This is a genomic window from Bacteroides caecigallinarum (assembly GCF_021530995.1).
GTDB lineage: Bacteria > Bacteroidota > Bacteroidia > Bacteroidales > Bacteroidaceae > Phocaeicola > Phocaeicola faecigallinarum.
On sequence record NZ_JADYTF010000025.1, the window covers coordinates 1 to 23,766 of the forward strand.

General features: G+C 43.2%; 21 protein-coding genes. 4 read left to right on the top strand and 17 right to left on the bottom strand.

The features are described 5' to 3' along the window. Both I6E24_RS05405 and I6E24_RS05410 read right to left on the bottom strand, forming a co-directional pair. On the bottom strand, nucleotides 1-997 hold a 997-nt coding region (locus I6E24_RS05405; RefSeq protein ID WP_235326883.1), incomplete at its 3' end, for a DUF3575 domain-containing protein. Between the two features lie 561 nt (nucleotides 998-1,558). Next, nucleotides 1,559-1,945: a hypothetical protein gene (locus tag I6E24_RS05410; RefSeq protein ID WP_394800366.1), complete on the bottom strand. Its 387-nt coding sequence runs from the start codon at nucleotides 1,943-1,945 to the stop codon at nucleotides 1,559-1,561. A gap of 134 nt (nucleotides 1,946-2,079) precedes the next feature. On the opposite strand from I6E24_RS05410, the gene I6E24_RS05415 reads away from it, so the two are divergent. After that, nucleotides 2,080-2,376, top strand: a complete 297-nt coding sequence (locus I6E24_RS05415; protein WP_217770390.1) for a helix-turn-helix domain-containing protein — start codon at nucleotides 2,080-2,082, stop codon at nucleotides 2,374-2,376. 34 nt (nucleotides 2,377-2,410) lie between these two features. Then, complete coding sequence (locus tag I6E24_RS05420; RefSeq protein WP_235326885.1) at nucleotides 2,411-2,716, top strand: helix-turn-helix domain-containing protein; 306 nt, start codon at nucleotides 2,411-2,413, stop codon at nucleotides 2,714-2,716. 77 nt (nucleotides 2,717-2,793) lie between these two features. Here the strand turns inward: I6E24_RS05420 and I6E24_RS05425 are convergent, their stop codons facing one another. The 7 genes from I6E24_RS05425 to I6E24_RS05455 all read right to left on the bottom strand — a co-directional run bounded on the left by I6E24_RS05425 (nucleotide 2,794) and on the right by I6E24_RS05455 (nucleotide 8,496). Beyond that, nucleotides 2,794-3,165 (bottom strand): transporter, encoded by a 372-nt coding sequence (locus tag I6E24_RS05425; RefSeq protein WP_235326924.1) that lies wholly within the window; start codon nucleotides 3,163-3,165, stop codon nucleotides 2,794-2,796. A 2-nt stretch (nucleotides 3,166-3,167) separates the two neighbouring features. Continuing rightward, on the bottom strand, nucleotides 3,168-4,442 hold the full coding sequence (locus tag I6E24_RS05430) for a site-specific integrase (RefSeq protein ID WP_235326887.1): 1,275 nt from the start codon (nucleotides 4,440-4,442) through the stop codon (nucleotides 3,168-3,170). A 250-nt stretch (nucleotides 4,443-4,692) separates the two neighbouring features. Next, the gene (locus I6E24_RS05435) at nucleotides 4,693-4,905 is read right to left on the bottom strand and encodes a hypothetical protein (RefSeq protein ID WP_235326889.1); all 213 of its coding nucleotides are present in this window, start codon (nucleotides 4,903-4,905) and stop codon (nucleotides 4,693-4,695) included. Continuing rightward, the gene (locus I6E24_RS05440) at nucleotides 4,877-5,212 is read right to left on the bottom strand and encodes a hypothetical protein (RefSeq protein WP_235326891.1); all 336 of its coding nucleotides are present in this window, start codon (nucleotides 5,210-5,212) and stop codon (nucleotides 4,877-4,879) included. The genes I6E24_RS05435 and I6E24_RS05440 overlap by 29 nt, the downstream gene beginning before the upstream one ends. A 280-nt stretch (nucleotides 5,213-5,492) precedes the next feature. Continuing rightward, nucleotides 5,493-5,699 carry a hypothetical protein gene (locus tag I6E24_RS05445; protein ID WP_235326893.1) on the bottom strand — a complete coding sequence of 69 codons (207 nt, stop codon included), beginning with the start codon at nucleotides 5,697-5,699 and terminating at the stop codon, nucleotides 5,493-5,495. A 52-nt stretch (nucleotides 5,700-5,751) separates the two neighbouring features. Beyond that, nucleotides 5,752-6,999 carry an efflux RND transporter periplasmic adaptor subunit gene (locus I6E24_RS05450; protein WP_235326895.1) on the bottom strand — a complete coding sequence of 416 codons (1,248 nt, stop codon included), beginning with the start codon at nucleotides 6,997-6,999 and terminating at the stop codon, nucleotides 5,752-5,754. A 21-nt stretch (nucleotides 7,000-7,020) separates the two neighbouring features. Then, the gene (locus tag I6E24_RS05455) at nucleotides 7,021-8,496 is read right to left on the bottom strand and encodes a TolC family protein (RefSeq protein ID WP_235326897.1); all 1,476 of its coding nucleotides are present in this window, start codon (nucleotides 8,494-8,496) and stop codon (nucleotides 7,021-7,023) included. Between the two features lie 207 nt (nucleotides 8,497-8,703). On the opposite strand from I6E24_RS05455, the gene I6E24_RS05460 reads away from it, so the two are divergent. Further along, nucleotides 8,704-10,071: a sigma-54-dependent transcriptional regulator gene (locus I6E24_RS05460; RefSeq protein ID WP_235326899.1), complete on the top strand. Its 1,368-nt coding sequence runs from the start codon at nucleotides 8,704-8,706 to the stop codon at nucleotides 10,069-10,071. A 10-nt stretch (nucleotides 10,072-10,081) separates the two neighbouring features. Further along, nucleotides 10,082-11,362 carry a sensor histidine kinase gene (locus I6E24_RS05465; protein ID WP_235326901.1) on the top strand — a complete coding sequence of 427 codons (1,281 nt, stop codon included), beginning with the start codon at nucleotides 10,082-10,084 and terminating at the stop codon, nucleotides 11,360-11,362. On the opposite strand, the gene I6E24_RS05470 is transcribed toward I6E24_RS05465, so the two are convergent. The 8 genes from I6E24_RS05470 to I6E24_RS05505 all read right to left on the bottom strand — a co-directional run bounded on the left by I6E24_RS05470 (nucleotide 11,357) and on the right by I6E24_RS05505 (nucleotide 23,575). After that, nucleotides 11,357-11,986 carry a murein L,D-transpeptidase catalytic domain family protein gene (locus I6E24_RS05470; protein WP_235326926.1) on the bottom strand — a complete coding sequence of 210 codons (630 nt, stop codon included), beginning with the start codon at nucleotides 11,984-11,986 and terminating at the stop codon, nucleotides 11,357-11,359. The genes I6E24_RS05465 and I6E24_RS05470 overlap by 6 nt on opposite strands. Before the next feature lie 182 nt (nucleotides 11,987-12,168). Then, entirely contained in the window at nucleotides 12,169-13,185 is a 1,017-nt protein-coding gene (locus tag I6E24_RS05475; protein WP_235326903.1) for a L,D-transpeptidase, read from the bottom strand. A gap of 88 nt (nucleotides 13,186-13,273) precedes the next feature. Next, nucleotides 13,274-13,897 (bottom strand): IMPACT family protein, encoded by a 624-nt coding sequence (locus I6E24_RS05480; RefSeq protein WP_235326905.1) that lies wholly within the window; start codon nucleotides 13,895-13,897, stop codon nucleotides 13,274-13,276. 107 nt (nucleotides 13,898-14,004) lie between these two features. Then, nucleotides 14,005-16,344, bottom strand: a complete 2,340-nt coding sequence (locus tag I6E24_RS05485) for a glycoside hydrolase family 3 N-terminal domain-containing protein (RefSeq protein WP_235326906.1) — start codon at nucleotides 16,342-16,344, stop codon at nucleotides 14,005-14,007. Between the two features lie 28 nt (nucleotides 16,345-16,372). Then, nucleotides 16,373-17,668, bottom strand: coding sequence for a hypothetical protein (locus I6E24_RS05490; protein WP_235326908.1), 1,296 nt, complete (start codon nucleotides 17,666-17,668; stop codon nucleotides 16,373-16,375). Between the two features lie 38 nt (nucleotides 17,669-17,706). Further along, complete coding sequence (locus I6E24_RS05495; protein ID WP_235326910.1) at nucleotides 17,707-19,401, bottom strand: SusD/RagB family nutrient-binding outer membrane lipoprotein; 1,695 nt, start codon at nucleotides 19,399-19,401, stop codon at nucleotides 17,707-17,709. Between the two features lie 33 nt (nucleotides 19,402-19,434). Beyond that, the gene (locus I6E24_RS05500) at nucleotides 19,435-22,626 is read right to left on the bottom strand and encodes a SusC/RagA family TonB-linked outer membrane protein (protein WP_154044452.1); all 3,192 of its coding nucleotides are present in this window, start codon (nucleotides 22,624-22,626) and stop codon (nucleotides 19,435-19,437) included. Nucleotides 22,627-22,654: 28 nt separating this feature from the next. Continuing rightward, entirely contained in the window at nucleotides 22,655-23,575 is a 921-nt protein-coding gene (locus tag I6E24_RS05505; RefSeq protein ID WP_235326912.1) for a glycoside hydrolase family 16 protein, read from the bottom strand. Nucleotides 23,576-23,766 lie beyond the last annotated feature (191 nt).

Below are 23,766 nucleotides of genomic sequence, written 5' to 3' on the forward strand. Positions count from 1 at the left end.
TGTATTTCTCATAATCCGCGTGCAGGCAGCCCACGGCCACGCTGAAGTCGAGCGACAGGGCGTCATTCAGGCGCAGCTGGTAGCCGCCGGTGATGCCGCCGCCCATCAGGTCGCCCTGCTTGCCGGTTGCGGAGAACTTGTAGTTGAACTGCCCGGCCTTGTACATCGCACCGAGGTAGCCGCGCTTCTCCTTGCCCATATACCAGCGCACTTCCGGCATGACCTCCCAGAGGGCGTAGCGGCGGTTCTTGTCGTTCCACGACCACGAGGTCCACGAGCCGTTCACGAGGATTCCCCATGACGGACTGATGCGCCACTCCAGGCCTAGGTCGGGCGTGAGCGTCGCCCAGCGCAGCAGGTTGGCACGCAGGGAGAGCGTGTAGCTGTCTGTGCCGGAGGTTTCTTCCGCAGCCGTCCCGGTGGTTTCCGCCGGAACATAGGCTTCGGGATGTACCACGACCATGCTGTCCGCCCTTATCTGTTCGGCGACAAAGCGTGATTCTTCCGTTTCGCGCTGCTCTTCCATCGGCTGCTGTGTATCGGCATTTTCCTGTCCGGCCTGCTGTCTTTCGTCCTTCTGTGCCGCAGTCGCCACTTTCGGCACGCTGATGCGTACCGTCACGTAGTCACCGCTCCCGGAGTGGTTCTTCGTGACGAAGCACGCTTCGGTCAGTTCCTGCCGGATGATGAGTTCCGACTTCACGCGGTTGGAGCGGACTTTCGCCATCGCAAGGTTGTCGGCCTCACTCTCTCCGGCGATGCACCAGCCGTACACATGGAGTGGGATTTTCCCGGCAAGGATGTGCTGCCTGTATCGCTCCACGCATTCCTCCAACCGGGCCAGTTCCTTGTCATTGCCGCTGAAAGGCACATAGAACATGTCTTTATCGGTGACGAAGCGGAATGTATAGACCGTATCGGGCTTCTCCTGCGCCGCAAGGGGCAGAAGTACAAACAAGAGCATCAAGCCTGTTATCGTTTTCTTTATTATATTCATTGTATTATCCACGTTTTTGATGGGTTACTGATTTGTATGTGGTATTGTCGAGACATAGAAACAGCACAAGCGGCATACGAGCACAAAAAATGCTTCGTATGCCGCCTGGCACAACGATGTAACGCTTCTGCGTAACTTATTGATACATAACGAATTTCGGGGGGGGTAATAATCCCTTGCGAATATACAAATTTCTTGTATTAAAAATGATTAAATCCATTAAAGAAAGACATGAAAAGAGCCATATAAAAAAGTTTCCTGACCCGGACGGGCAGGAAAGCCTATTCCATGTATGTAGTTCTGCTCTCATTGTCAATCTTTTCGTTCTGTTTCAACTTTATTTGATTGGTGCTATTACCCATATTCGCCCCAAAAGTACAAAAAAATTCTGATACTGAAGAAAATATGAAAAGAATTTAATCGAAAATTCTTCAAAACTGGCTGGGATGGAGAAAAGCCCTCGGGAAAGGCATTTTACAGCTGTCTAATCCCGTCTTTTATCCCTTGTGTCTCCATAGATGAAAGGCGGCACCGGAACAAATGCCCCGGCACCGCCCTGTGTTACATTTTCATACTGTGGCCCTCCCTTCGTTCGGAAATGCCCGGCCTGCCTATTATAATATGGTCACGGATGTAGTCACGGGCTGCATCGTCCGGCTTCGGTACGTTCTCCGCTTTCGGTAAATCCTGACCGCCACCTTGTTCCTGCCCTTGACTTGGCGTTTCCTCATGTTTGGGAGCCAGTTCCAATTGTATCTTGCGGTCGAGGGTGGCAAGCTCGGATTTCAACTGTTTCAGTTCGTCCTCCTTCTTCCATGTCTTGCTCACCATCTCCTGCACTGTCCTTTTTTGAATAACGCCACAGACTTCCATACCGGTGCCAAATGCTTCCACGCTGACACAAGGTGATTGACTTTTGCCAACCTTGTCTTTACTTTGCGTTGCCATGCAAAAGAGCATGAAGGATTGGGACAGCAAAATGCCACAAGCTGCCACCTAATCGCATATCCATCTCATTACGGAGAATACCGCTTTACTTTGCAGGCAAAAAACAAGTATCAACATTAAAAGCAGTATCGACAATGGAAATTTTGATTATTCAGAAAGAGGCGTTCGAGGAAATGGCGGCGAAGTTCAGCCGTTTCGCGGAACGTGTGGATGCCCTCCTTGCCAAGCAGGACGGCAAGTCATTAAACCGCTGGATGGACAACCAGGAAGTCTGCCAGCAGTTGAATATCAGTCCGCGCACGTTGCAGACTCTACGCGACAACGGCACGCTGGCCTATTCACAGATTAACCACAAGGTGTTTTACAAGCCGGAGGATGTGCTGAGCATCGTAAAACTAATTGAGGGCAAACGGACGGACAGAGCCGTCTGATTATTATTGTATTACCACTAAATCCAACGTGACAATGAGTGAAATGATAACCAAGAACCATGCGCTGGTCGCCCAATTCGGCGACACGCTTGACCGTCTGCTGGACGGCATCGAGAACTTTGTGGCAAACAGCCGTCCGACATTGGGCGGCGAACGCTTCCTGACGGACAGGGAGGTGTCGGCAAGGCTGAAAGTGAGCCGCCGTACCTTGCAGGACTACCGAAACAACGGGGTGGTGTCCTATTACCAATTGGGCGGCAAAATCCTGTACAAAGAATCAGACATTGAAAGGATGCTTTCCGCCAATTACAGGGAGGCGTTCAGGCGTATCGGCACATAATCTGCCATCCTATAAGAAAGAAGCCGACAACGGGGGATTTGTTTTTCCCGTCCGTTGCCGGCTCTTTTTCACCTTTTCTAATTGCTCACTCTCCGGCCATTATATGGGGAGAGCGAAAAGAAAAGGTTAATCGGTCTGTTGTTAGCGTTCAGTCTGCCCATAACGAACCGTCTGAAAGCCTTACATTCCTTTGTCCGCAGCTTGAAAGCGACGGCTACCACCATTTCAAGGCTGTACACGTCATAGCTTATCCCGTTGCTTTGTCTGATGTAGTGCATGGTGTCGCTTTCCAACAGTTCCTTGTTCTTGTAGATAACCCGTATAGCCCTGCGGATGTCGCAGCTGAACACATTGAACGCATCGGCAATCTCCTGCTGCGTCATCCATACGGGAGCAGCAGGCATGGCGACCGTCCCGGTCTCGCTGATTGTGATTATTCCACGCTCCATAATCATTCCTCCTTGTTCGTTAAGGTGTCCTTTGTTTTCTTTTCCCTTGACGCACCTGTTCCATAGGCGCGTCTGAAAGCCATCAGGTTGTCCATGTCCTTTGAAATCTTCTTGTCAGTTACTTCCGCATAGACCTGCGTGGTCTGGATGTCGGAATGTCCCAGCATCCGGCTGATGGTTTTAATCGGCACTCCGGCCTCCAGTGTAATCAGCGAGGCGAACGAGTGACGTGCCTGATGGTAGCACAAGCGTCCGCTTACTCCGGCAAGAACGGCGAGCGATTTCATGTGTCGACGAAGGTTCGGATGGTATATCATCGGGAACAGCGTCGGGCGGTTGTCATCATGGTATTTCTCTATCAGGGCGAGTGCTTCGGGCAGCAACTTCACGCTTGCCCGAAGCTCGTTCTTCTTGCGGCGGTATTTCAGCCAGAGGCTTCCCTCGTCGTCCGTGTAGAGGTTCTCACGGGTGACGCTCACCACATCCGCATAGGCGGTTCCCGTATAGCAGCCAAACAGGAAAAGGTCGCGGACGAGTATATGTGTGGTGCGCCATGCGGGTATCTCCACATCACGGATTTTCTCGAAGTCCTCTCGGCTCAACGCCCTCGGTGTCCGCTCTGTCTTTTGAGGCAGAGTGAAATTGGCGAAATGGCATCTTTCCGCATATCCCTCCTTGTAGGCTATGCGGCATACCTTTTTCAGGATGGCGAGGTAATGGCGCACCGTGTCCACCGCCAAGCCTTTCACGTCCATCACATAGTTCTGGTAATCGTGGATGAACTGTTCAGTAAGCTGCCCGAAAGCGATGTCCTTCGTCTTGAACTGCCACGGGATGAACTCGCCCAACGTCTTTCTCATGTAGTAATAGCCGGGGTAAGTACCTTTGGCACGGTCTATCCCGATACGCGCCTTCAAGTCCTCGCAGATGCGATCGGTCATCCTCAGCAGAGTCATCTGCGTTTCCATGCTGCCTTGAAACAATTCCTTGACCGCCGTGGCGCCAAAGTCCTGTCCGCGCTCCACCAGCGTGTCGAACGCCGCATTGACCGCAAGCTGCAGCTTGTCCAGTTTCGCGTTGGTTTCCACCGCCTCGCGGCTCTTGCCGTCCAGACGGCTTTCTCGCGCGTTCCACAAATCCGGCCTGCACGACAGCTTGCATCCGAACTGCGCCATCGTGCGGTTCACCGTTATCCTTCCCATTATCGGGGCTTTGCCCGACTTGTCCGTTCCGCTCTTTTTCAGGTAGAGCAGCACCTTGAATTTTTCAATCTTCATACGCTTACTGTTTTTGTTGCAAAATTAACTTATGAGTAAGCGTCCATTGATTTGCAGAATGGTGCGTATCAGCGCAATCGACACATACTTACAACAATTTCAGTTTCTGCACGTTACCTATCCTTGCTTCGGTAACTGACGGCTAACGGCTTGGTAACTGAAATGGCTCAATATTCCGCACTCCGTTGCGTTTCCGGCATTTGGCAGAATAATGAAAAACCGCTCATTTCAAACGGGTTGCGTTTCATCGTTACTTGTTTGCTGACGGCTGCTTTGTGGGTTCTGTTCCATATCTGTCGCCACGATTTTTATCTGATATTATAAACACTGTCAGTGACGGTCCACTGCTTATATGCCCAGAATAATAATCATTTACTACACCGACAACAGGGATAGGCGTGTCATTAATGAGCTTACAATATACAGTAGCTCCGTCAATCGAAGTGTATCCGAAAGCTTTCATTGCCGACTGGGTAAGCAGACATATCCAGGGCTTTGTCTATCGCCTTAACGCGCTGCTGGCGCAACTTTATCTTTTCCGGTGTATAATAATTATAGTCTCTCGACTCGTAAACAAGTTCAGCATGGATTATATCTTTTGTCTCGAATCCGGGAGGGGTATTCAGCATAAAGCGGAGCTGGCTGTTGAAGTAGAATGCCAACATTATAAGTATGAATGTGAGCAGATACTGCACAAAAAGGAATGTCATACGTGAATTCATTGAGCCCGTAAACGTATTTCCCAATGTGCGCAATGAAAGTATCGGCATTCTGCTCCGAACACTTTACGCAACGTATGGAAACGGCCACGCTTCGACATGACTACCATATAGAGATTTACGAAGTTAATTACCCCTGCCAAGAATATCATAATACACATTCCGGCAAATACGTACAGTTGTAACTTGTTTCCACTGTTGCCCATTCCGTGAGCTGTGTTATAAACTATAGCTTGCTCCCAGTAAATATCTCTTAAGTGAGTTGGGCACGTCCGCTGATATATCTTTTATCTACGTACATACTGTCAAGCCCATCCAACTCCGCAATAGATTATCCATGAGTTACTCCATCTAACACAAATTTTACTCCGTAAACAGAGTCCTTGTCAACACAGTTATCGTCAACAGACAATTCACTGTTTATGTAACGGAGCAATATGATACAACACGCCAGACTTAACGACAGACCTATAAGATTTATTATTGTGTAAGATTTAAGGCGTACAAGAAAACGCCATGCATAAATTATAGTTTTCATACTTCAAATTCCTTTTACAAATAAATAATACCGAGACGCTTTGTAGTTTTAACTAAAACACCAATTCCTCCGCATCGCCAAAGTTATCATATCCTGACGTAATCACACAATCACCGGGCTGCAAACCTTCGGTAATTTCATATTGACGCGGATTCTGACGGCCAATGGTTATTGGCACTTTATATGCCCGTGTCTTGTCTTCACTGAGCTTATATATCCACCTGCCGCCTGTATGCTGGTAGAAATTACCGCGCGAAATAACAACTGCCTGCTCCGGCTGTCCCAACTCTATCTGTACTCTGAAGCTTTTACCCAGACGGACATTATCCGGCATATCTCCTGTAAAGACCAGATCGACATCGAACATGCGGTCCTTCACTTCGGGAACAACCTTGGTGACTTTCAAAGGATATTTCTCTCCCTGATTAGAGACTGTTGCCGGTAGTCCGGTTGTTATCCTGTCGATATAATACTCGCTTAGCGAAGTGTGTACCTTAAACTGGTCAAGGACTTTTACCTCGCCAATGTTCTCGCCCGCTCCTACCTGCTGACCGAGAGTTACTTTCACAAAACTCAATTGCCCGTCCACCGGTGCCCGCACTACCAGGTCATTCATTCTTTCAAGGCTGCGCTGGAGTTTCTTCTGTTCCCTGTCATGGTCATTCTTCAGAAGTTCTTTTCGGATAACAGTCATGGCAGAATCGCTGCGAAGACTGCGCAACTTCAGGCGTGTGGACTCTGTCTTATACTCATACTCATCGCGCGACACTTCAAGCTGTGCCTTACTGCGTATTCCCATTTCGTATTCTTCTTTTTCGAGGGCAAAACTCTTCCTGATTTTATTCAGTTCGTATTCGGCTTCAAGTGTCTGCTGCTTTAGGACTAGAGTTTTCTGCTCCATCTCAAGCTCTTTCTCGCGGTAAGTTATCATCTGTTTTTCCCAATCGTCGCGCTGGTCGTCGATATCTCTCATCAGATTCGGATTGGAGAGTGTCAATATCGTATCTCCTTTCTTCATCAGTCTTCCATCTTCGGCTACGATGCTGTTCACATTCCCGGCTTCGCGTGCATTCACCATAATGGTCATAATGGGCTGTACTATACCTTCTACGTCAACGTACTCCATGAAATCCGAGTCCGTGACTTCCGACGTCTGTATCTTGTCGATGTCTATCCGCAACCGGCGGGGACCGGACGCAAGAACTATCACATAAACTATCCCGGCAAGGATTACTGCCCCGCCTGCTATCCTGTACTTGTAGCGTATGTACCAGGGTTTCTTCTTTAATTTTATATCCATAAGTGTAATGTATTTTTATTGTCAGAATTCAAGATTATGCCATATCGGACATTTATTCATAAAATCATACTGTGTTATACTGCGCAGCCCGTAATATAGAGTCCAGTATGTCTGCATGGCTGATATGTAGTTCCGGAGTGCAGAGTCTTTTTCTGTTGTCGCCGCATTTAAATCCAGTATAGATGATTTACCCATAAGATAAAGTTTGAGAGCCACTTCGTAACGCTTCGTGGCAGTGCGTTCCGTTTTTCGTGCGACACTTACCTGCTGCGACTGAAGATTGAACTGGCGTACCATTTTCCTGACATTCAGTTCGAAGTCAGTCATGGCCTGGGCCACCTGTGTCTCCACCAGTTCTACATTCGATTTTGCCACTTTCACTTTTCCCTTGCCTCGTCCCCAATCCAGTATAGGTATTGCTATAGAAAGACTCACATACTGCTGGTCGAGCGGATTGCTGTACGAATCCTTAAAAATATCTGCCGTCTGCGACAGACCGAACTGCAGATACAGATCGGCCTTCAAGCCTCTTGACGCCTTAGCTGATGCCAGCTGACTGCGGCTTTCGAGTTTCTGCCTTTTATACAGGTCGATATCCGGACTGTTTTCGTACGCCTGTCTGAGAGCCTCATCAAGCGGTACATTAAAATAGTATATGCTGTCTGCAGGAATTACTTCTATTTCCGCATCATCATTTATTCCGAGAAAAGAACGCAGAGTAAGCATGGCATCTTCAACCTCTATTCCGGCATTCATCATGTTTGTTTCCTCATTCAGTTTGTTCACTTCCAGTTGGAGCATCTCATTTTCGGTGATACTGCCTATGTTATATCTTCCGCGCGCATATCTGTACAATGTATCGGCAGAAGCATAGTTGGAACGTGCTATATTAAGATTGGTCTGTGCCGAGGCAAGGGCATAGAAAAGCTGAGAGGTTCTTGATGCGATAAGTTCCATGGTCTCCGCATAAGTCTTGCATGCCTCACGGTATCTTACCGGCTCAATACGCTTGTCCCATTTCAGATAGTTATATCCGAAGAGCGACTGGCTGTAACCAACAGAAATCGGTTGGGTGTTATATGCCCTGCCATTGCTTCCAAACTCATCAATCCTCTGTGTAGAGGTCTGTACGAAAAAGTTACCACCCGTGAAAGATACATTCTGGCTAATCTGCAATCCCAGGTCGGTACTCAACTTATTCTGACGGATGAACTGTTCAGTACCGTCCGGCTGGGTAATCTTGTTAATCTGCCGGTTAAGGTATGGATTGGAAATCAGACTTACCGACGGCAGATAGTTGGCACGGAAAGAACGGTAATTCCAATAGGCTGCACGGTATGTATGCCTTGCTGCCTGCACCTCCGGCGAATTATCGTGTGCCATCGATATGGCATCCTCAAGAGTGAGCGTAAGTTTTCTGTTTGTATCACCTGCATAGGCAATGCCTCCGGTATAAACTGTTAAAATTAAAGTCAGAAATATTCTTATTCGTTTCATGGCAACTGTAAGTCGATGAAGTTAAATGAAAATAATTTATCCAGTATATTTAAATCAAAAACTATGCCATTATGCTATATCATTATTATTCAGATATTTAGAAGAAACAAATCATTTGCTATATCGTGCGTATACGCACAAAAAACGTGCGATAACGCACATACAACACATCGTTTAAAGTATTATATTTGCAAAAACTTGTGCGACATGGAAGACAAAGGAAAAATACTTATTATAGACGACAATGAAGATGTGCTGTTTGCATTAAACCTACTGCTGGAGCCATATATGGAAAAAATCAAAGTGACTACCCAGCCCTCGAGGATAAAGCACTTCATGGAAACTTTCAATCCGGACGTGATACTTCTGGATATGAATTTCTGCCGCGACGCAATAAGCGGTAATGAGGGGTTTGAATATCTGGAACAAATATTGAGCATTGACCCTAAGGCTGTTGTGGTATTCATGACAGCATACGCCGACACAGAAAAGGCTGTAAGGGCTATAAAGGCTGGTGCTACAGATTTCATCTCAAAGCCTTGGGAAAAGGAGAAACTGCTTGCCACACTGTCGTCTGCAATCAAACTAAGCAAATCGAACAAGGAAATCAACAGATTGCGCGAACAGGTATCGGCTATGGGGAACGAATCGCCGATATCGGATTTCATAGGAGAATCTCCGGCCGTAAGGAAGCTGAAGGACACGATATACAGACTGTCTGAGACGGATGCCAACATCCTGATATTAGGCGAGAACGGTACGGGTAAGGACATGGTGGCACGCATGGTGAAGAGCCTTTCTCCACGTGCCGGAGAAAGTTTTATCACCATAGACCTTGGGAGCATACCCGAACAGTTGTTCGAGAGTGAGCTTTTCGGATATGAAAAAGGTGCGTTTACAGACGCAAGAAAGTCAAAACCGGGAAGAATGGAGATGGCATCGGGGGGTACACTGTTTCTTGATGAGATAGGAAACCTGTCATTGCCTATGCAGGCAAAACTACTCACAGCATTAGAGAAAAGGTATATCACAAGGCTTGGAGGAGTGGAACATACACCGATAGACATACGTCTGATATCTGCCACCAACTCAAACCTTCAAGACATGATAGATGAAGGGAAGTTCCGCCAGGACCTCCTCTACCGCATAAATACCATAGAACTGCACATTCCGCCACTCAGGGAAAGAGGAAACGACATCATACTGCTGGCAGAGCATTTCCTGAAGATATACAACAGGAAGTACAGAAAAGAAATCTCCAGCATCAACAGGGATGCAAAAAACAAACTCATGAAATATTCATGGCCGGGAAATGTGAGAGAACTTCAGCACGTAATAGAAAGGGCTGTGATATTGAGCGACAACAGTTCGCTGCGTACCGACGACTTTATTTTCGCACATAACGCCAAGGAACAGAAAAGCCTGCCGGACGAGGAACTGAACCTAGAGGCTTTGGAAAGAAAGGCGATAGAAAAAGCCATAAAGGTAACGAACGGGAATTACACTATGGCTGCCGAGCTTTTAGGTATAAGCAGATTCGCACTTTACAGAAAAATAGACAAACTACAACTCTAATTCATCAGGTATGGGAAGATTCAATATCTACATATTGACAAATACGGTCGCGCTGTTTTTGTGTATGGCAGGAACGGTTTACTGTATGCATACTAAACTCGTTTTCTCCTGTCTGCTTTGTTCTGTTCTATGTCTGCTCGTAATAATAAACATATACCGGCTGCAGAACAAACAGACAAAGATGATAAAGAAAGCCATAGAATGCCTGAAATCGAAAGACACAAGCAGTATAATAACTCCCCCTTTCAAGGACAGGAAGATATCCGAACTGGCAGAGACTCTGACATTCATCATAAAGGACCTGAAAAGCTCTGCCATGGAAGACGAGACGAAATACCAGTACTACAAGAACCTGATGAACAGTGTAGATACCGCCGTAATCTCTACATATAAGGACGGAAGAATTATATGGATGAACAAATCAGCAAAAAGTATCTTAGGGCCGGAGGTATTCAAACTGCCGGAAGACATTCAGGATGCACTGAACAATAAGGAAAAGATAGTACACAGAAAGAAACAGGAATCAACACTCGATTTATCTGTTTCATGTACCAGGATTTCCGTTCACGGACGGGAACAATTCATCGTGAGCATGAGCAATATCCATTCTGCACTGGAAAAGAACGAAATGGAGGCATGGCAAAAACTCATCAGGGTACTGACGCATGAGATTATGAATTCCATCACGCCTATCATTTCATTGTCGGACACCTTGCAAGAAAGAAGCGCAGAATTCCCAATAAACGAAAGTACTCAGAGAAACATTTCTCAGGGACTGGGAATAATAAACCGTCGCTGTAAGGGACTGATGGAGTTTGTTGACAACTACAGGAAACTTACACGAATATCTGCACCAGTAAAAAGCGAAATAAAAGTTTATGACTTTTTGAAGGATATCGAAGGACTTACTGCCACTGACTACATACATTTTAGTATTGAAGACAATGATATGACTCTATCAGCCGACAGGGCACAATTGGAACAGGTATTCCTGAACATTATAAAAAATGCTACTGAAGCATGCAGGAATGCGGAGAATCCTAGAATAGAAGTATCAGTCGTATACCACAAAAATGACTCTATAAAATTCACTATTTCCGATAACGGCGAGGGAATCATACCTGAAGTGAAGGAAAGAATCTTCGTTCCGTTCTTCACAACCAAGCCAAACGGTTCAGGTATAGGTTTGAGTCTCTGCAAACAGATAATTACCCTGCACGACGGATTTATTAATGTAGAATCAAAAGTCGGCTACGGAACAGTATTTACGATTATAATGGGAAAATCATGATTTCTTTCCGTCAGTCACATCAGACAGAATCTCACTCTGTGCGAAGTATTCAGGTTTTTCGGCATAAATGTACATCACGCTTCCACCCTTTATTGCATCAATAATTGGTTTGGAAATCTTTTGAGGAAGTGCAGGACATCCAAGACTTCTACCCAGACGACCACCGCCTTTTATCACTGAAGGATTGGCATACGATGCTCCATGCACCACTATGGCACGTTCCTTAGCCTTATCGTTTATCCCCTTTTCCAGTCCATTAAGGATAAGCGAATACCCGTTACCTCCGTTATAGGTAGTCTCAGTAAGATAGAATCCTAAAGAGCTTTTATAAGAACCATATTCGTTTGAGAATGATGTAGCATAGTTTTCGCCGCTGTTTCTGCCATGCGATACAAGAGAGTTGAAAAGCATCTTGCGGTTCTTCATATCGAACACATAGAGACGCTTCTCTGTCGACGGTTTGGAGAAATCTATAAGTGTGAGAATATCACGATGACGGTTTTCGATTTTCCTGTATCCTTCTACGGCCTGGCGAAAAGCCTTATAATTGACAATTCCCTCAAGCTGCATAGACGCATAAAGATTGGCACATTCGTCAACCTCTGAAGGAGAATGTACCAGCATGCCAATGGCAAAAGACGGTGCCATGGCAGGAACTACAAAGCCGGAACAAACAAGAAATATAGATATTAATATATTGCGCATTATCAAAAACTATGAAAAACTCAGGCGCAAAGATAATGCATTATATTAATATCTCTGAAAATCAGAAGGTTAAAAAACTCAATGAAATGTTATACCGGAGTTCATTCAATGACTACAACCAGACTTTCCTGCACCGGAGCCCAATCGTAAACGAATTTGGCGTGCGAAGTGGCATTACGTACACACATGTGTGAACGTGGAGTGGTACCCAAACTCCAGCTGTATTCTATCATTTTTGTGTCAGGAACATTTACAGGCACTCCATGGATATATGCACCATTAGTGAAACGACTTGCATACGGTGCATATCCGCCTACAGCACTCGAACCGTCCTTCAGGAAAATCATCTTCTGCTTTCTTTCCTGAATGAGATACATGCCTAGTGGCGTTTCCTGAGCATACGGAGGATAATGACGTCCGGTGGTGGCAGGATTAATACTCCTAACCTTCCATTCTGTTTTTGCCACTCTTTCAAGAGTTGTTATATTCTGGTCCCCACGGTCAACGAAAACAACATGATGGAAGTTTGTAGAATCGGGAAGCATCTTTACATATCTCTCTGGAACATACCATTCATCATCGAACGTGGCAGGGCGTATATGTATATATCCACCTTTTCTTCCAAGAACAGAAGCTAAAGAGCCGTCACGACCATAACGCTCTGGGGTAACGGTATCAGACAACAGATACAAAGGTACAGACTGATATCTTTCCACTCCCAAAGTATCAGATACACGCTTGTATTCATTCCTGACAAATCTCCTGACCAATGGTGCTTCACCGTTTCTGTTTCTGTAGTTCTGTATGACACACCATTTTCCCGATTCAGGTTCCATATTCTCGACGTATGCCAGACACTTCTTCATGACATTCCACTTTATGGAACGTACAGTGTCCTTGTAAGGATATACATCTTCAAGAGTATATTTATCGAATAAAAGTTCTTTGGTGATTTTTATGTCTTCAGCCGTTATCGGCTTTTCCTGAAACAGTTCTGTAATTGTGATACTTTCAAGCAATTCCTCTACTTTCTCCAGCGGGACAACACCTTCACCTTTTCTTATTTCGCATCCGGAAACAAGAAAAACAAGAAGTAAAGAAATTACAAACGCTTTCATAGTCGATTGATTATCTGTTTGACACAAAGATAGTATTTTAAAATTAGTTTACAAATACTAAACGCAGATTTATTGTAATTATAAATTATTAAACCTCTGTATCTATATTTTCATCAATAAAACGCAATGTCTCCACTTTTTCCAGACGTGCCCTCAACTTAGGCATCGAAGATTTTCTGATTCTCAGCTTCATCAGACAATCCATATCATACGACTGTTCGAGAATCTCCGGCTCCTCTTCCTTCACAATCCTCATTACATCGTTCATAAAAGGATATTCAAACGCAAAAGACACATCCTCGTCAACAGTTTTCTCTATCACTACAGCTTCATCAAGAGCCTGAGCGGCAGCAGTCTTATATGCGACAATAAGACCACTCGTACCCAACTTTATTCCTCCGAAATATCTCACCACAATAACAAGAATATCGGTAAGTCCGAAAGAATTTATCTGACCGAGTATAGGACGTCCTGCAGTACCTGAAGGTTCACCATTATCATTGGCACGGAAATCCTTTCTCTCTGCCCCAAGCATATAGGCATAACACACGTGGCGGGCATCATAATATTTCTTCTGATACTCCTCAAGGTATGTCTTTATCTCTCCAAGTGTACGGACCGGAAGAGCAATGGCTATGAATTTGCTTCGCTTTTCTGTGTAAATTGATTCGGAAATCCCCTCTATGGTCTTATATGTATCTTCCTGCTGCATTTTGTGATGTTTTGAATGATAATGCAAAGGTAATTATTTAATGTTTACAAACAAAAAAGCCCGGCCATTTCAAAATGACCAGGCTCGTTAAAAGCAATCAGACAATGCTATTTATTAACACAGATATTAGCAGTTTCCCATTTATGTGTATCAGAACATTTAATATTCAAGACTTGATTTCCTACCTGCATACGGAAATCACCTTTCTCAAGTATCCATTTTCCGTCAGCACCTACAAAAGCAAGATCACTTCCTTTGATAGTCAATGTTACAGTTTTGGTCTCACCTGGCTGTAATTCCACTTTCTTGAATGCGCGCAGCCTGCGATTCTCTGGTGTGAGCGATGCTACCAAATCGCTGCTGAACAACATTACAACTTCTTTACCTGCAATCTTTCCAGTATTTGTAACGTCTATTGTAAATTCCAGTTTTTCGTTTTCAGTAAAAGTATCTTTGTTCACACGCAGATTCCTGTAATCAAAAGTAGTATAACTCAAACCGTAACCGAAAGGCCATTGAACAGAAATTACAGCATCATAATCGTATGCACCTTCCATCTTATCCATTTCCTCGCTTACACGATAATCGTATGTAGTAAGTTCAGCTTGGTTTCTTGGATATGTATATGGCATCTTAGCACTTGGATTTGCATCACCGGCAAGGATATTTGCCAATGCATCTCCACCATAATTACCAGGCAACAAGATATTGATTACACCGTCTGCCAAAGGTTCAATGTCACTTATAATACGTGGACGACCGCCATTTATTACAAGAACAATAGGCTTGCCTGTCGTAGCAAGAGCTTTAACAAGGTTACGCTGGTTTTCAGAGATTGCAAGGTCTGCCAGATTTCCAGGAGTCTCGCAATATGAATTTTCGCCTATACATGCGATGATTACATCTACATTCTTTGCTGCAGCCACAGCTTTTTCTATTTCAGGAGTGCTTTCTTCGTAATACGCTCCTTCGGCAACGTATGTAACTCCTTGTTCTAGGGTTACCAAATCAGCGCCAAACTTGTTGCTTACAGCTTCGTAGATGGTATTATACTCACCTGCAAAACGGTCGGCAAGATGTCCTTGCCATGTATAACTCCATCCGCCGTTAAGGCATCTCATTGAATTTGCATTAGGACCGGTTACAAGAATTTTCTTGCCTTTTGACAATGGTAATATGTTGTTCCTGTTTTTTAGTAGCACTTCCGATTCTTCGGCTGCCTTAAGTGCGATTAAGGCATGTTCCTTGCTGCCGAATTTAGGATAATCTCTATAGTCTGTATTAGGTTTTTCAAAAAGTCCCAAACGGTATTTCAGACGGAGAATACGACGTACGGCATCATCAACACGACTCATCGGCACTCTTCCCTCTTCTACCAATTCCTTCAACAGTGTACAGAAATCAAGGTCGTAAGGTTCCATAGCCATATCGATACCCGCATTGATGGCAATTTCAATAGCTTCCTTTTTGTTGGCTGCTATTCTTTCACGAGTATATAGGTTATTAATATCCGCCCAGTCGGTAATCAACATTCCGTCCCATTCCAGATTTTCTTTAAGCCATTCTGTGAGTAACTGCCTGTTGGCATGCACAGGCACACCATTAATGGAAGCACTGTTTACCATTATTGTCAGCGCACCAGTTTCTACGCAAGCCTTAAACGGAGCAAAACACTTCTCTCTCAAATCAGATTCTGATATATATGCAGGAGTACGGTCTTTACCAGTACGGGACATGCTATAACCAAGGTAATGCTTGACAGAAGCAGCTACACGGTCTTCTGAAACATGATTAGGGTCATCTCCCTGAAAACCACGAACAGCCTCACTGCCCATTATGGCATTAACCAGACAGTCCTCCCCATAATTTTCCCAAACACGCGACCAGCGAGGATCTCTTGCCATATCCACCGTTGGTGAATAAGTCCAAGGACAGTTGCTTGCTCGTGTCTCGTATGCAGTTATAACGGCCGACTCGTATGTCAGTTCAGGATTAAAGGATGCACCAAGATTGATATTCTGCGGGAAAAGCGTTCCACCAAGGGTATAAGTAGTACCATGAGTCTGATCCAAGCCGTAAATACAAGGAATACCTATTTCCTTCATAGATACTTCCTGAATATAACCGATGATTTCTTTCCATTTCTCACGGCTTTGAGCAACCGGTCCGGGAGCATTCAGTACAGATCCGACCTTGTACTTTCCAATTGCATTTTTTACTTTTTCCTTATCCAGTTTGAACTCTCCGCCCACCACATTGCCAAGAACATCTATTGACAGTTCTGTCATCTGTCCGACCTTTTCTTCCAAGGTCATTCCCGCTAATGTAGCTTCAACCTTCTTCTCTATTTCTGTATCTTTCGTCAAACTGACAGGAGTTGCCGCCTGTACGAAGCAGGCAGCATTTCCTATTATTGACGATACAAATAATACTTTTCTTAAATTCATATTTATCATTTTTTTCTTGGTAAATAAATTATTCTTCGTAAGTAATTCTATCAACGTAATATCCGAAACCTACACAAAGGAATCCATCTTGCGAATTCAACAAGTCAAGTATCTCTTGTGACATAATTATGTCACTAACACCGTCCGCATAAACATCAAACTCAGGGTACCCGGGAAGTTCTGTCCACCATCCGGAAGAGAATCTGATTTTATGATAGCTATCATCAGATTTAATTGAGTAATATACCTTTAATTTTGTTCCTACAGGCAAATTCTTCACATCATTCTGCACCGCATCAAACAATCTGTTTGGATCACCTTCAGGTAAATCCCATGATACATAGTGATGACCCTTCCATAATTCAACTTCCAATGGAGAGTCTTTTACCGTAACTGCAAGTTCTGTCTTTATCTCACCATCAATAAAGAAACTAACATTTTCTCCGGATTTGGATATACCTGTCAATACATAATCTCCGTCTGCAATTGCAGGTGAAATGAATGTAAGACGAGTTGAATACTGTTCAACGAATGTAGTGATTGTATTTCCACCCAATGACAACGAAACGACCTTGTCAAGATTCAAACCGGTAATAGTCCACTCAGCATTAGGACGCTTGTTTTCAGGTCCTGCAGTAACTAACGGTTGGGAAGTAACGTCCATTGTATTAGCACCGTATCTATTGCCTTCCGGATCTATAAAAACCACACGATACTCACCGTCGGCCAATTCTGAAGGAATTTTAAATTCAATATAACCATCTGATTCCACGTATGTTATATCAGAGATTTCCACTTCCTGATTAGTTTTAGACTCGGCAATGTTTATCTGCTTTAATGCTACTTTTGCAACCTTTTCAAGATTTGTTCCACTAAGACGTGCCCATCCTCCAGTTGCGACAATACGTTCAGATATTACTTCTTCACTCTGAGGATCTTCAGCCAAAGCTTTTATTTTTACAAGTCCTTCACGGAAAGTTGTTTTTCCTACAGGAGTTGAGACATCAACCCTAAGATGATAAACACCGGCATTAAGATTCATCTCGAGCGTCTTTTCTGTTCCGACTTCTTCACCGTCAAGAGTCCAAACCACAGAAGTGAAATCAGCAGGCGTAGTTGTTACCGTTATTGAGAACAATACATCCCTGTCTATTTCAGAAATAGTTCCCAGTCCACCATTAGCGTCACGCTCCGGAAACGTAGGAGCTATGATACGAGGCTCGTCATCTGCTGTTGCAGTAGAAAATGGCTCTTCTTCACTACAAGATGTAAAAGAGAAACCTGCACCGAGCAATATAAATAATATCCAATATATATTTTTCATTTTAATACGAAATTTAAATTGTTTAGTGTACTAGATTTTTATTCTTTATCCCACCATACAGGAATATTCCAACTGTTAGTTCCACCCATACGGTCCAAAGCTTCCTGATAGCCTTCCTTGTTGTATGAAGACTCAAGAATAGGATAGCATAAACGTACCGGGATGTCGTATCCTCCTGTCAGCTTATCAGCTGCATAGCCATATTCGGCAGGAGATTTCAGTTTTGGATACCCCGAACGACGAATGTTTGCCCAACACTCTGACAGGTTATGGAAGTGAAGAATCCAAGCCTGAGTATTTATAGCTTCTTTCTTACCTTCGTCACTAAGAGCTGAGATAGGATGATTTGCAATATAATCGTTTATAGCCTGATTGTCTATTTCACAATCATAATTATCAACAAGGAATGCCATTGAAGCCCTAACGCCATTTTCATAATGCTGTTCAACAGTTGTAGAGCCCACGTTCCATCCTTTAAGTTTAGCCTCAGCCAATAGGAACTCAACCTCAGCATATGTCATAACGACACCCGGATTATCAGATTTCAGGAAATTCTGGGCCAATTTAGGACGGGTAGCATCCTGTAGCCATGGATTTGAGTAATTCGTATTGTCAGGATACCTTTCTTTAAGGTCCGCTATAATTTCACTCCAATATCCATTATCCGGCCATGGTTCATACCAGAATTCACCCGGTTTAGAAGGGTTGAACTGTGCACCCAGTTCCAGCATTTCGTCTGTCAGATCAATACGGTTATTAGGATTTGACTGAGTCAGACCCTTGTCGAAATAACAACGGGTAAGAATAAAAGTACGAGGGTCGTCGTTGTCTTTCAATGTGTTGAAGAAAGTAGAACAGATGTAAGTCTGGTTGTTTGCAGGGTCGTTACCAAAATACAACTGTGACAAAGCGTTACGTCTGTAATCTGTATATGCTTCCTGACCAAAATTGAATGTAAGCTCCATATATTCAATCAATGCGTCATCATCAGCACTTGTCATATAGCCGGCAGGATCTGTAAATGCCTTTTCAAACTCTTCCTGCGCCTTCTGTGGAGAAACATCAGATATACGCATAGCATAACGCATACGAAGAGAATTTGCAAGCTTTTTCCATTTTCTTATATCTCCATTAAATATCACATCACCTGTGATTTCATCTTTCTTATCGTCTAAAGCGGCAGCGGCTTTAGTCAGTTCTTTAAAGAAACTGTTGTAGATTTCCTCTTGTGTATCATAACGAGGACTTGTAATACCACTGATAAAACCTCTGGCTGCCTCTGAGTATGGAGCATCACCGTATGTATCTGTTATGATAGACATAAGATATACTTTGTAAATCACAGCAGCGGCATGTATGTTCACTTTGTTCTCGTCACCTTCTGTCTTTACCTCAACATCTACAAGATTCTTGATTCCTGTAGTATAAAGATTTGTCCAAAAACGATTCATTTCGTTATTGTCAATTTTGTGCTGACCTCCGTAGTTTGTTGTATTCCAACATCCCATAAGCTGCTGCGTAAAGGCACCTATATAGCTTCGGTATATTTCTATCATTCCAAGGTCGCCGTATGTCTGTAGTTCGGCAAAAGTCAACTGTGAATTTGGGTCAATATTCTCAGCTTTCGATGGATCTGTATTCATGTCGTTCATGTATTCATCGCTGCAAGCTGTAAAAGCAAGTGCAATTGCCATGCACATTGCTGTTTTTATATATGATTTGTAACGTTTCATTGTGTATTTCTTTTTGAAATGATTTAGAATTAATTAGAATTTAACGTTGACATTGAAACCATAGCTTTTACGTGAAGGCAATGAGCCGTATTCCATACCCATACCTGTAGTATTGTTATAGTTCGAATCAGGATCGATATTAGGAATATTCTTCCAAACAATAAACGGATTACGCGCAACGAAAGACACAGTCAATCCTTGAACCTTATTCTTCAACCATGTTTTAGGTAATGAATAGCTCAATGTGATTTCACGACATTTAATGTATGAGTTGTCGTAAACAAACATTGATGGAGCATAACGACTGATATTCATCCAATAATCCTCAGGATTTACGTAGATATCATTAGGACGGTATGTTCCGTCTCCATTGTCTATTACACCAGGAGCAATGAAACCACCTGTCGGTGTCCAATTTGCTTCGCTTATGCCTAAAGCTTTACGCTGTTCTTCTGATTTATACCATTCTTCGCGTCCTTCCAATGTTTCCAATGCTTTACCAGATTCGTATGCAGCACGAGCTGACATTGAATACAAATCGGCACCGACCTTAACATCGAATACGGCAGCAAGAGAGATATTCTTGTATGTGAAATTTGTTACAACACCACCTGTCCAGTCCCATGAAGCGTTACCCAATATATGGTTACTGTTATCGTATTGTGGCAAACCAGTGCTTGGATCAATCAAAATATCACCATTTTCATTGCGTTTGAAGTCCGGACCAATAATTGAACCAAAATTTTCTCCTACTACAGCTGCAATCTGCACATCCTGCCATGTAGCCTTTTCCAGTTCAAATAAGTCGATGCCGTCAACCAATTCCTTAACCTTATTGTTGTTCTTAGAGAAGTTGATGTTCAAATCCCAAGAAAAGTCCTTTGTCTGAATAGGACGAGTGTTCAAAGCAATTTCAATACCGTTGTTCTGGATTTCACCGGCATTAATCATACGATATGTATAACCGGAAGCCCATGAACTAGCCATAGCCATAATCTGATTTCTACTAGTCTGGTTATAGTAAGTGAAATCCAGACCGATACGGCTATTCAGGAATTTCAATTCCAATCCCATTTCGTATGAGTTGGTTCTTGTAGGCTTTAGGTCACGATTAGGAATAGTAGTGTTACTGATAGAGCCTAAAGTATATCCAGGATAAGTAAATTTAGATTTTGTATATACCAATCCCAACTGATAAGGATCAGTATCGCTACCTACTTGTGCCCATGACACACGGAGTTTTCCGTAAGGCAGGAAATTGTGATTCTTTATAAGTTCAGAGAATACAAAGCTACCTGAGAATGAAGGATAGATATATGTGTTGTTATTCAAAGGTAATGTGGAAGAACGGTCTCCGCGCAATGTAGCATCAAGATATATCAGGTGTCTCCATCCAACATTTACTGCACCATAAATAGAATTTATCTGTTTTCTGTAATAATTCTGTTCCACACTTGTTTCATTAAAGCTCATGAGTGCCACCGTTTCACGTATCTTCATATCCTGAGCTGTAGTAATTGTAGTCTCATTATTCACTTTATACAAGTTGGCGCCCAATGTTGCATTGAAATCGAAATCACCCCAGGAGTTGTTATACAGAGCCAACATTTCGAAGTTGTACATACGGTTTCTGAAATTGCTTATCTGCAATCTGCCGGCTTCATAACCAGGAGTTGTAGGGGCCTTGAAATCCTCAAACTTAAACCAGTTGAATTCAGCTCCGACCGTACCCTGAAGTTTAAAATGATCTGTAACGTTCCATATTGCCTTGCCATTGAAACGGAACTGATCTTTATCCGATTGGTTTGAATTCTTGTAAACATCCCAATAAGGGTTTACATTATATGGATCCAAACCATTCCAGTTAGAGTATTCACCGTTTGCATCCTGGTATGTTTTCAGCCATTCCTGATCGTATGTAGTGGCAAGAGTCATAAGATTTTTACCGACATTACCTTTGCTGTCACCAAGTGCAGGACGATTCTTTACCGATTCGCGTGTATAGTTTGTACTGAAATCCAAATCAACTTTTCCCATACTAGTATTCGCACGCAAATTGAATATGTTACGGCTCATATTGGTATTAGGAACTATATCCTTATTACGCATATCAGTGTAAGTGAAACGTACTCCCGACTTTCCATGACTTGAGCTTAAAGTCAATGTATTTGTTGCAGTCAAACCTGTACGGAAGAAACCTGATACATTATCAGGAATTATCAAATACGGACGCGAAACGCCATCAAAATAATCCAGCATATTTGAACCGTCGGCTTTTGGTCCCCAACTCTTATTTGTATTTGCAACAGCATTTATACTGTAAGTGCCATCACTACCCATACCATATATTTGCTGAACTTCGTTCCATTTAGCAAGTTGAGTTTCAAATGTCATTGTACCATTATACTCAACACTCATACGTTCACCATCCTTACCGCTAGCCTTCTTTGTAGTGATAAGAATTACACCGTGACTGGCACGGCTACCATACAACGCTGAAGCAGCAGGACCTTTAAGTACTGACATATTCTCAATATCATCAGGATTAATGCTAGATATACCATCACCCAAGTCGTATCCTCCTTCTGTACCTGCACTGCCATAGTTTGTATTATCCAAAGGTACACCATCAATTACATATAGAGGCTGGTTGTTTCCTGTCATTTCTGTATTACCACGCAAAAGTACACGTGTAGAACCTGAAGGTCCACCGGCAGTCTGACTGACAACCAATCCAGGTACTCGACCAGCCATTGAGTTAATGACATTGGTTTCCTTAGCCTTTGTCAGGGCTTCACCTTTTACTTCATCTACACCATAACCAAGCGCCTTACGCTCACGCTTTATACCCAACGCTGTAACGACTACCTCACTCAACACCTTACTATCTTCCTCGAGAGTGATATCTAGTGGTGAAGTACCAACTTTTACTTCTTTTGTTTTGTAACCGACATAACTTACCACCAATGTGGCCCCCGGCTGTACATTCAGAACAAAGTTACCATCCATGTCAGTAATGGTTCCATTTGTTGTTCCTTTTTCAACAATCGAAGCTCCGATTATCGCTCCCATCGCATCTTTAACATTACCGGAAACCTGTCGATTCTGTTGCATTATTGCAAGATTGACTTCTGCAACTCCGGCATTCACTTGCGGTATTCCTCCCAAAAGAGACAAGGACAATGTACCGCAATACAATGTGTACTTGTAGTTTAATCTTCTCATAAGTTTTTAATAAGTAATAGTATTAAGATTAATTATATATTTTCACCCAGTCGATAAACATTTGGGCTTTTTCTCCATCCTTCAATGCTGTAATCTGTGCCGGATCTGTAATGCCTGGAAAATCTCCGCCAACTGCAAGATTAAGCAATAAATAGAATTTATCATTAAAATACTCAAAACGACCACTGTCAGGTCCGATATTGAATGTCTTAATTAATATATCATCAACCTTTACGATAAGTTCATTTTCATTCCACTCCAAAGAATAGACATGATAGTTGCCATCCTGTAGACTTTTCTCCATTGTCTTGGCTTGGAATACCTGTTCATGTCCTTCGACATTAGGACCATAATGAATTGCGGTATTGATATATGTTTCTGTTGTATTATTGGCTATGCCTGCTTTTTCTCCCATCTCCATTATATCAATCTCACCACAGGCAGGCCACTGCCTATCGTTGTCGCCCATCATCCAAAATGCAGGCCATAATCCGTTTGCTGTTTTAGGGAGTTTTATACTTGCTTCTACTTTACCATATTGAAAACTTTTCTTGCCTTTGCTGTTTACACGACCTGAATAAAATTTATCCCCTTCTCTCTTGGCAGTCAAAACAAGCACTGTCTTATCACCGTCTTTCCCGACACTTACACACTCTTCAATATATTCCTGAAGTTCATTGTTCACCCACCCAGGCTCATGAGTTTCTTTTGTCCAAACAGAATTATCAAATGTGTTGAAGTCTTCTGTAAACACAAGTTTCCACTGTTTCGAGGGTTCATCTTCATCTCCTGGTTGCTCATCAGGCAGCTCAGGTTCCTCCTCCTGTCCTTCATTATCATCTTTGATTTCCTCTTCCGGATTATCAGGCTTTACCGGTTCATTATTTGTCGAACACGATTGCAGATTTACTCCAAAAAAGAATAATAGAAATAAAATTACTGTTTTCATTACCGATAGTTTTTTGGTTAAACATTATGTATTTTCACTTTCTCTTTTACTGTTAACTAAAGATTACATTCAGCTTCCAAGCTGTTGGCAAAATTGGGTATAAACCTGTTTTTCAGGGTTTGAATGCTGACAGAAAAGGGTTGAAAACTATCATTTTTGCTTTTTAACCAAGAAAACATATAAAAATCGGG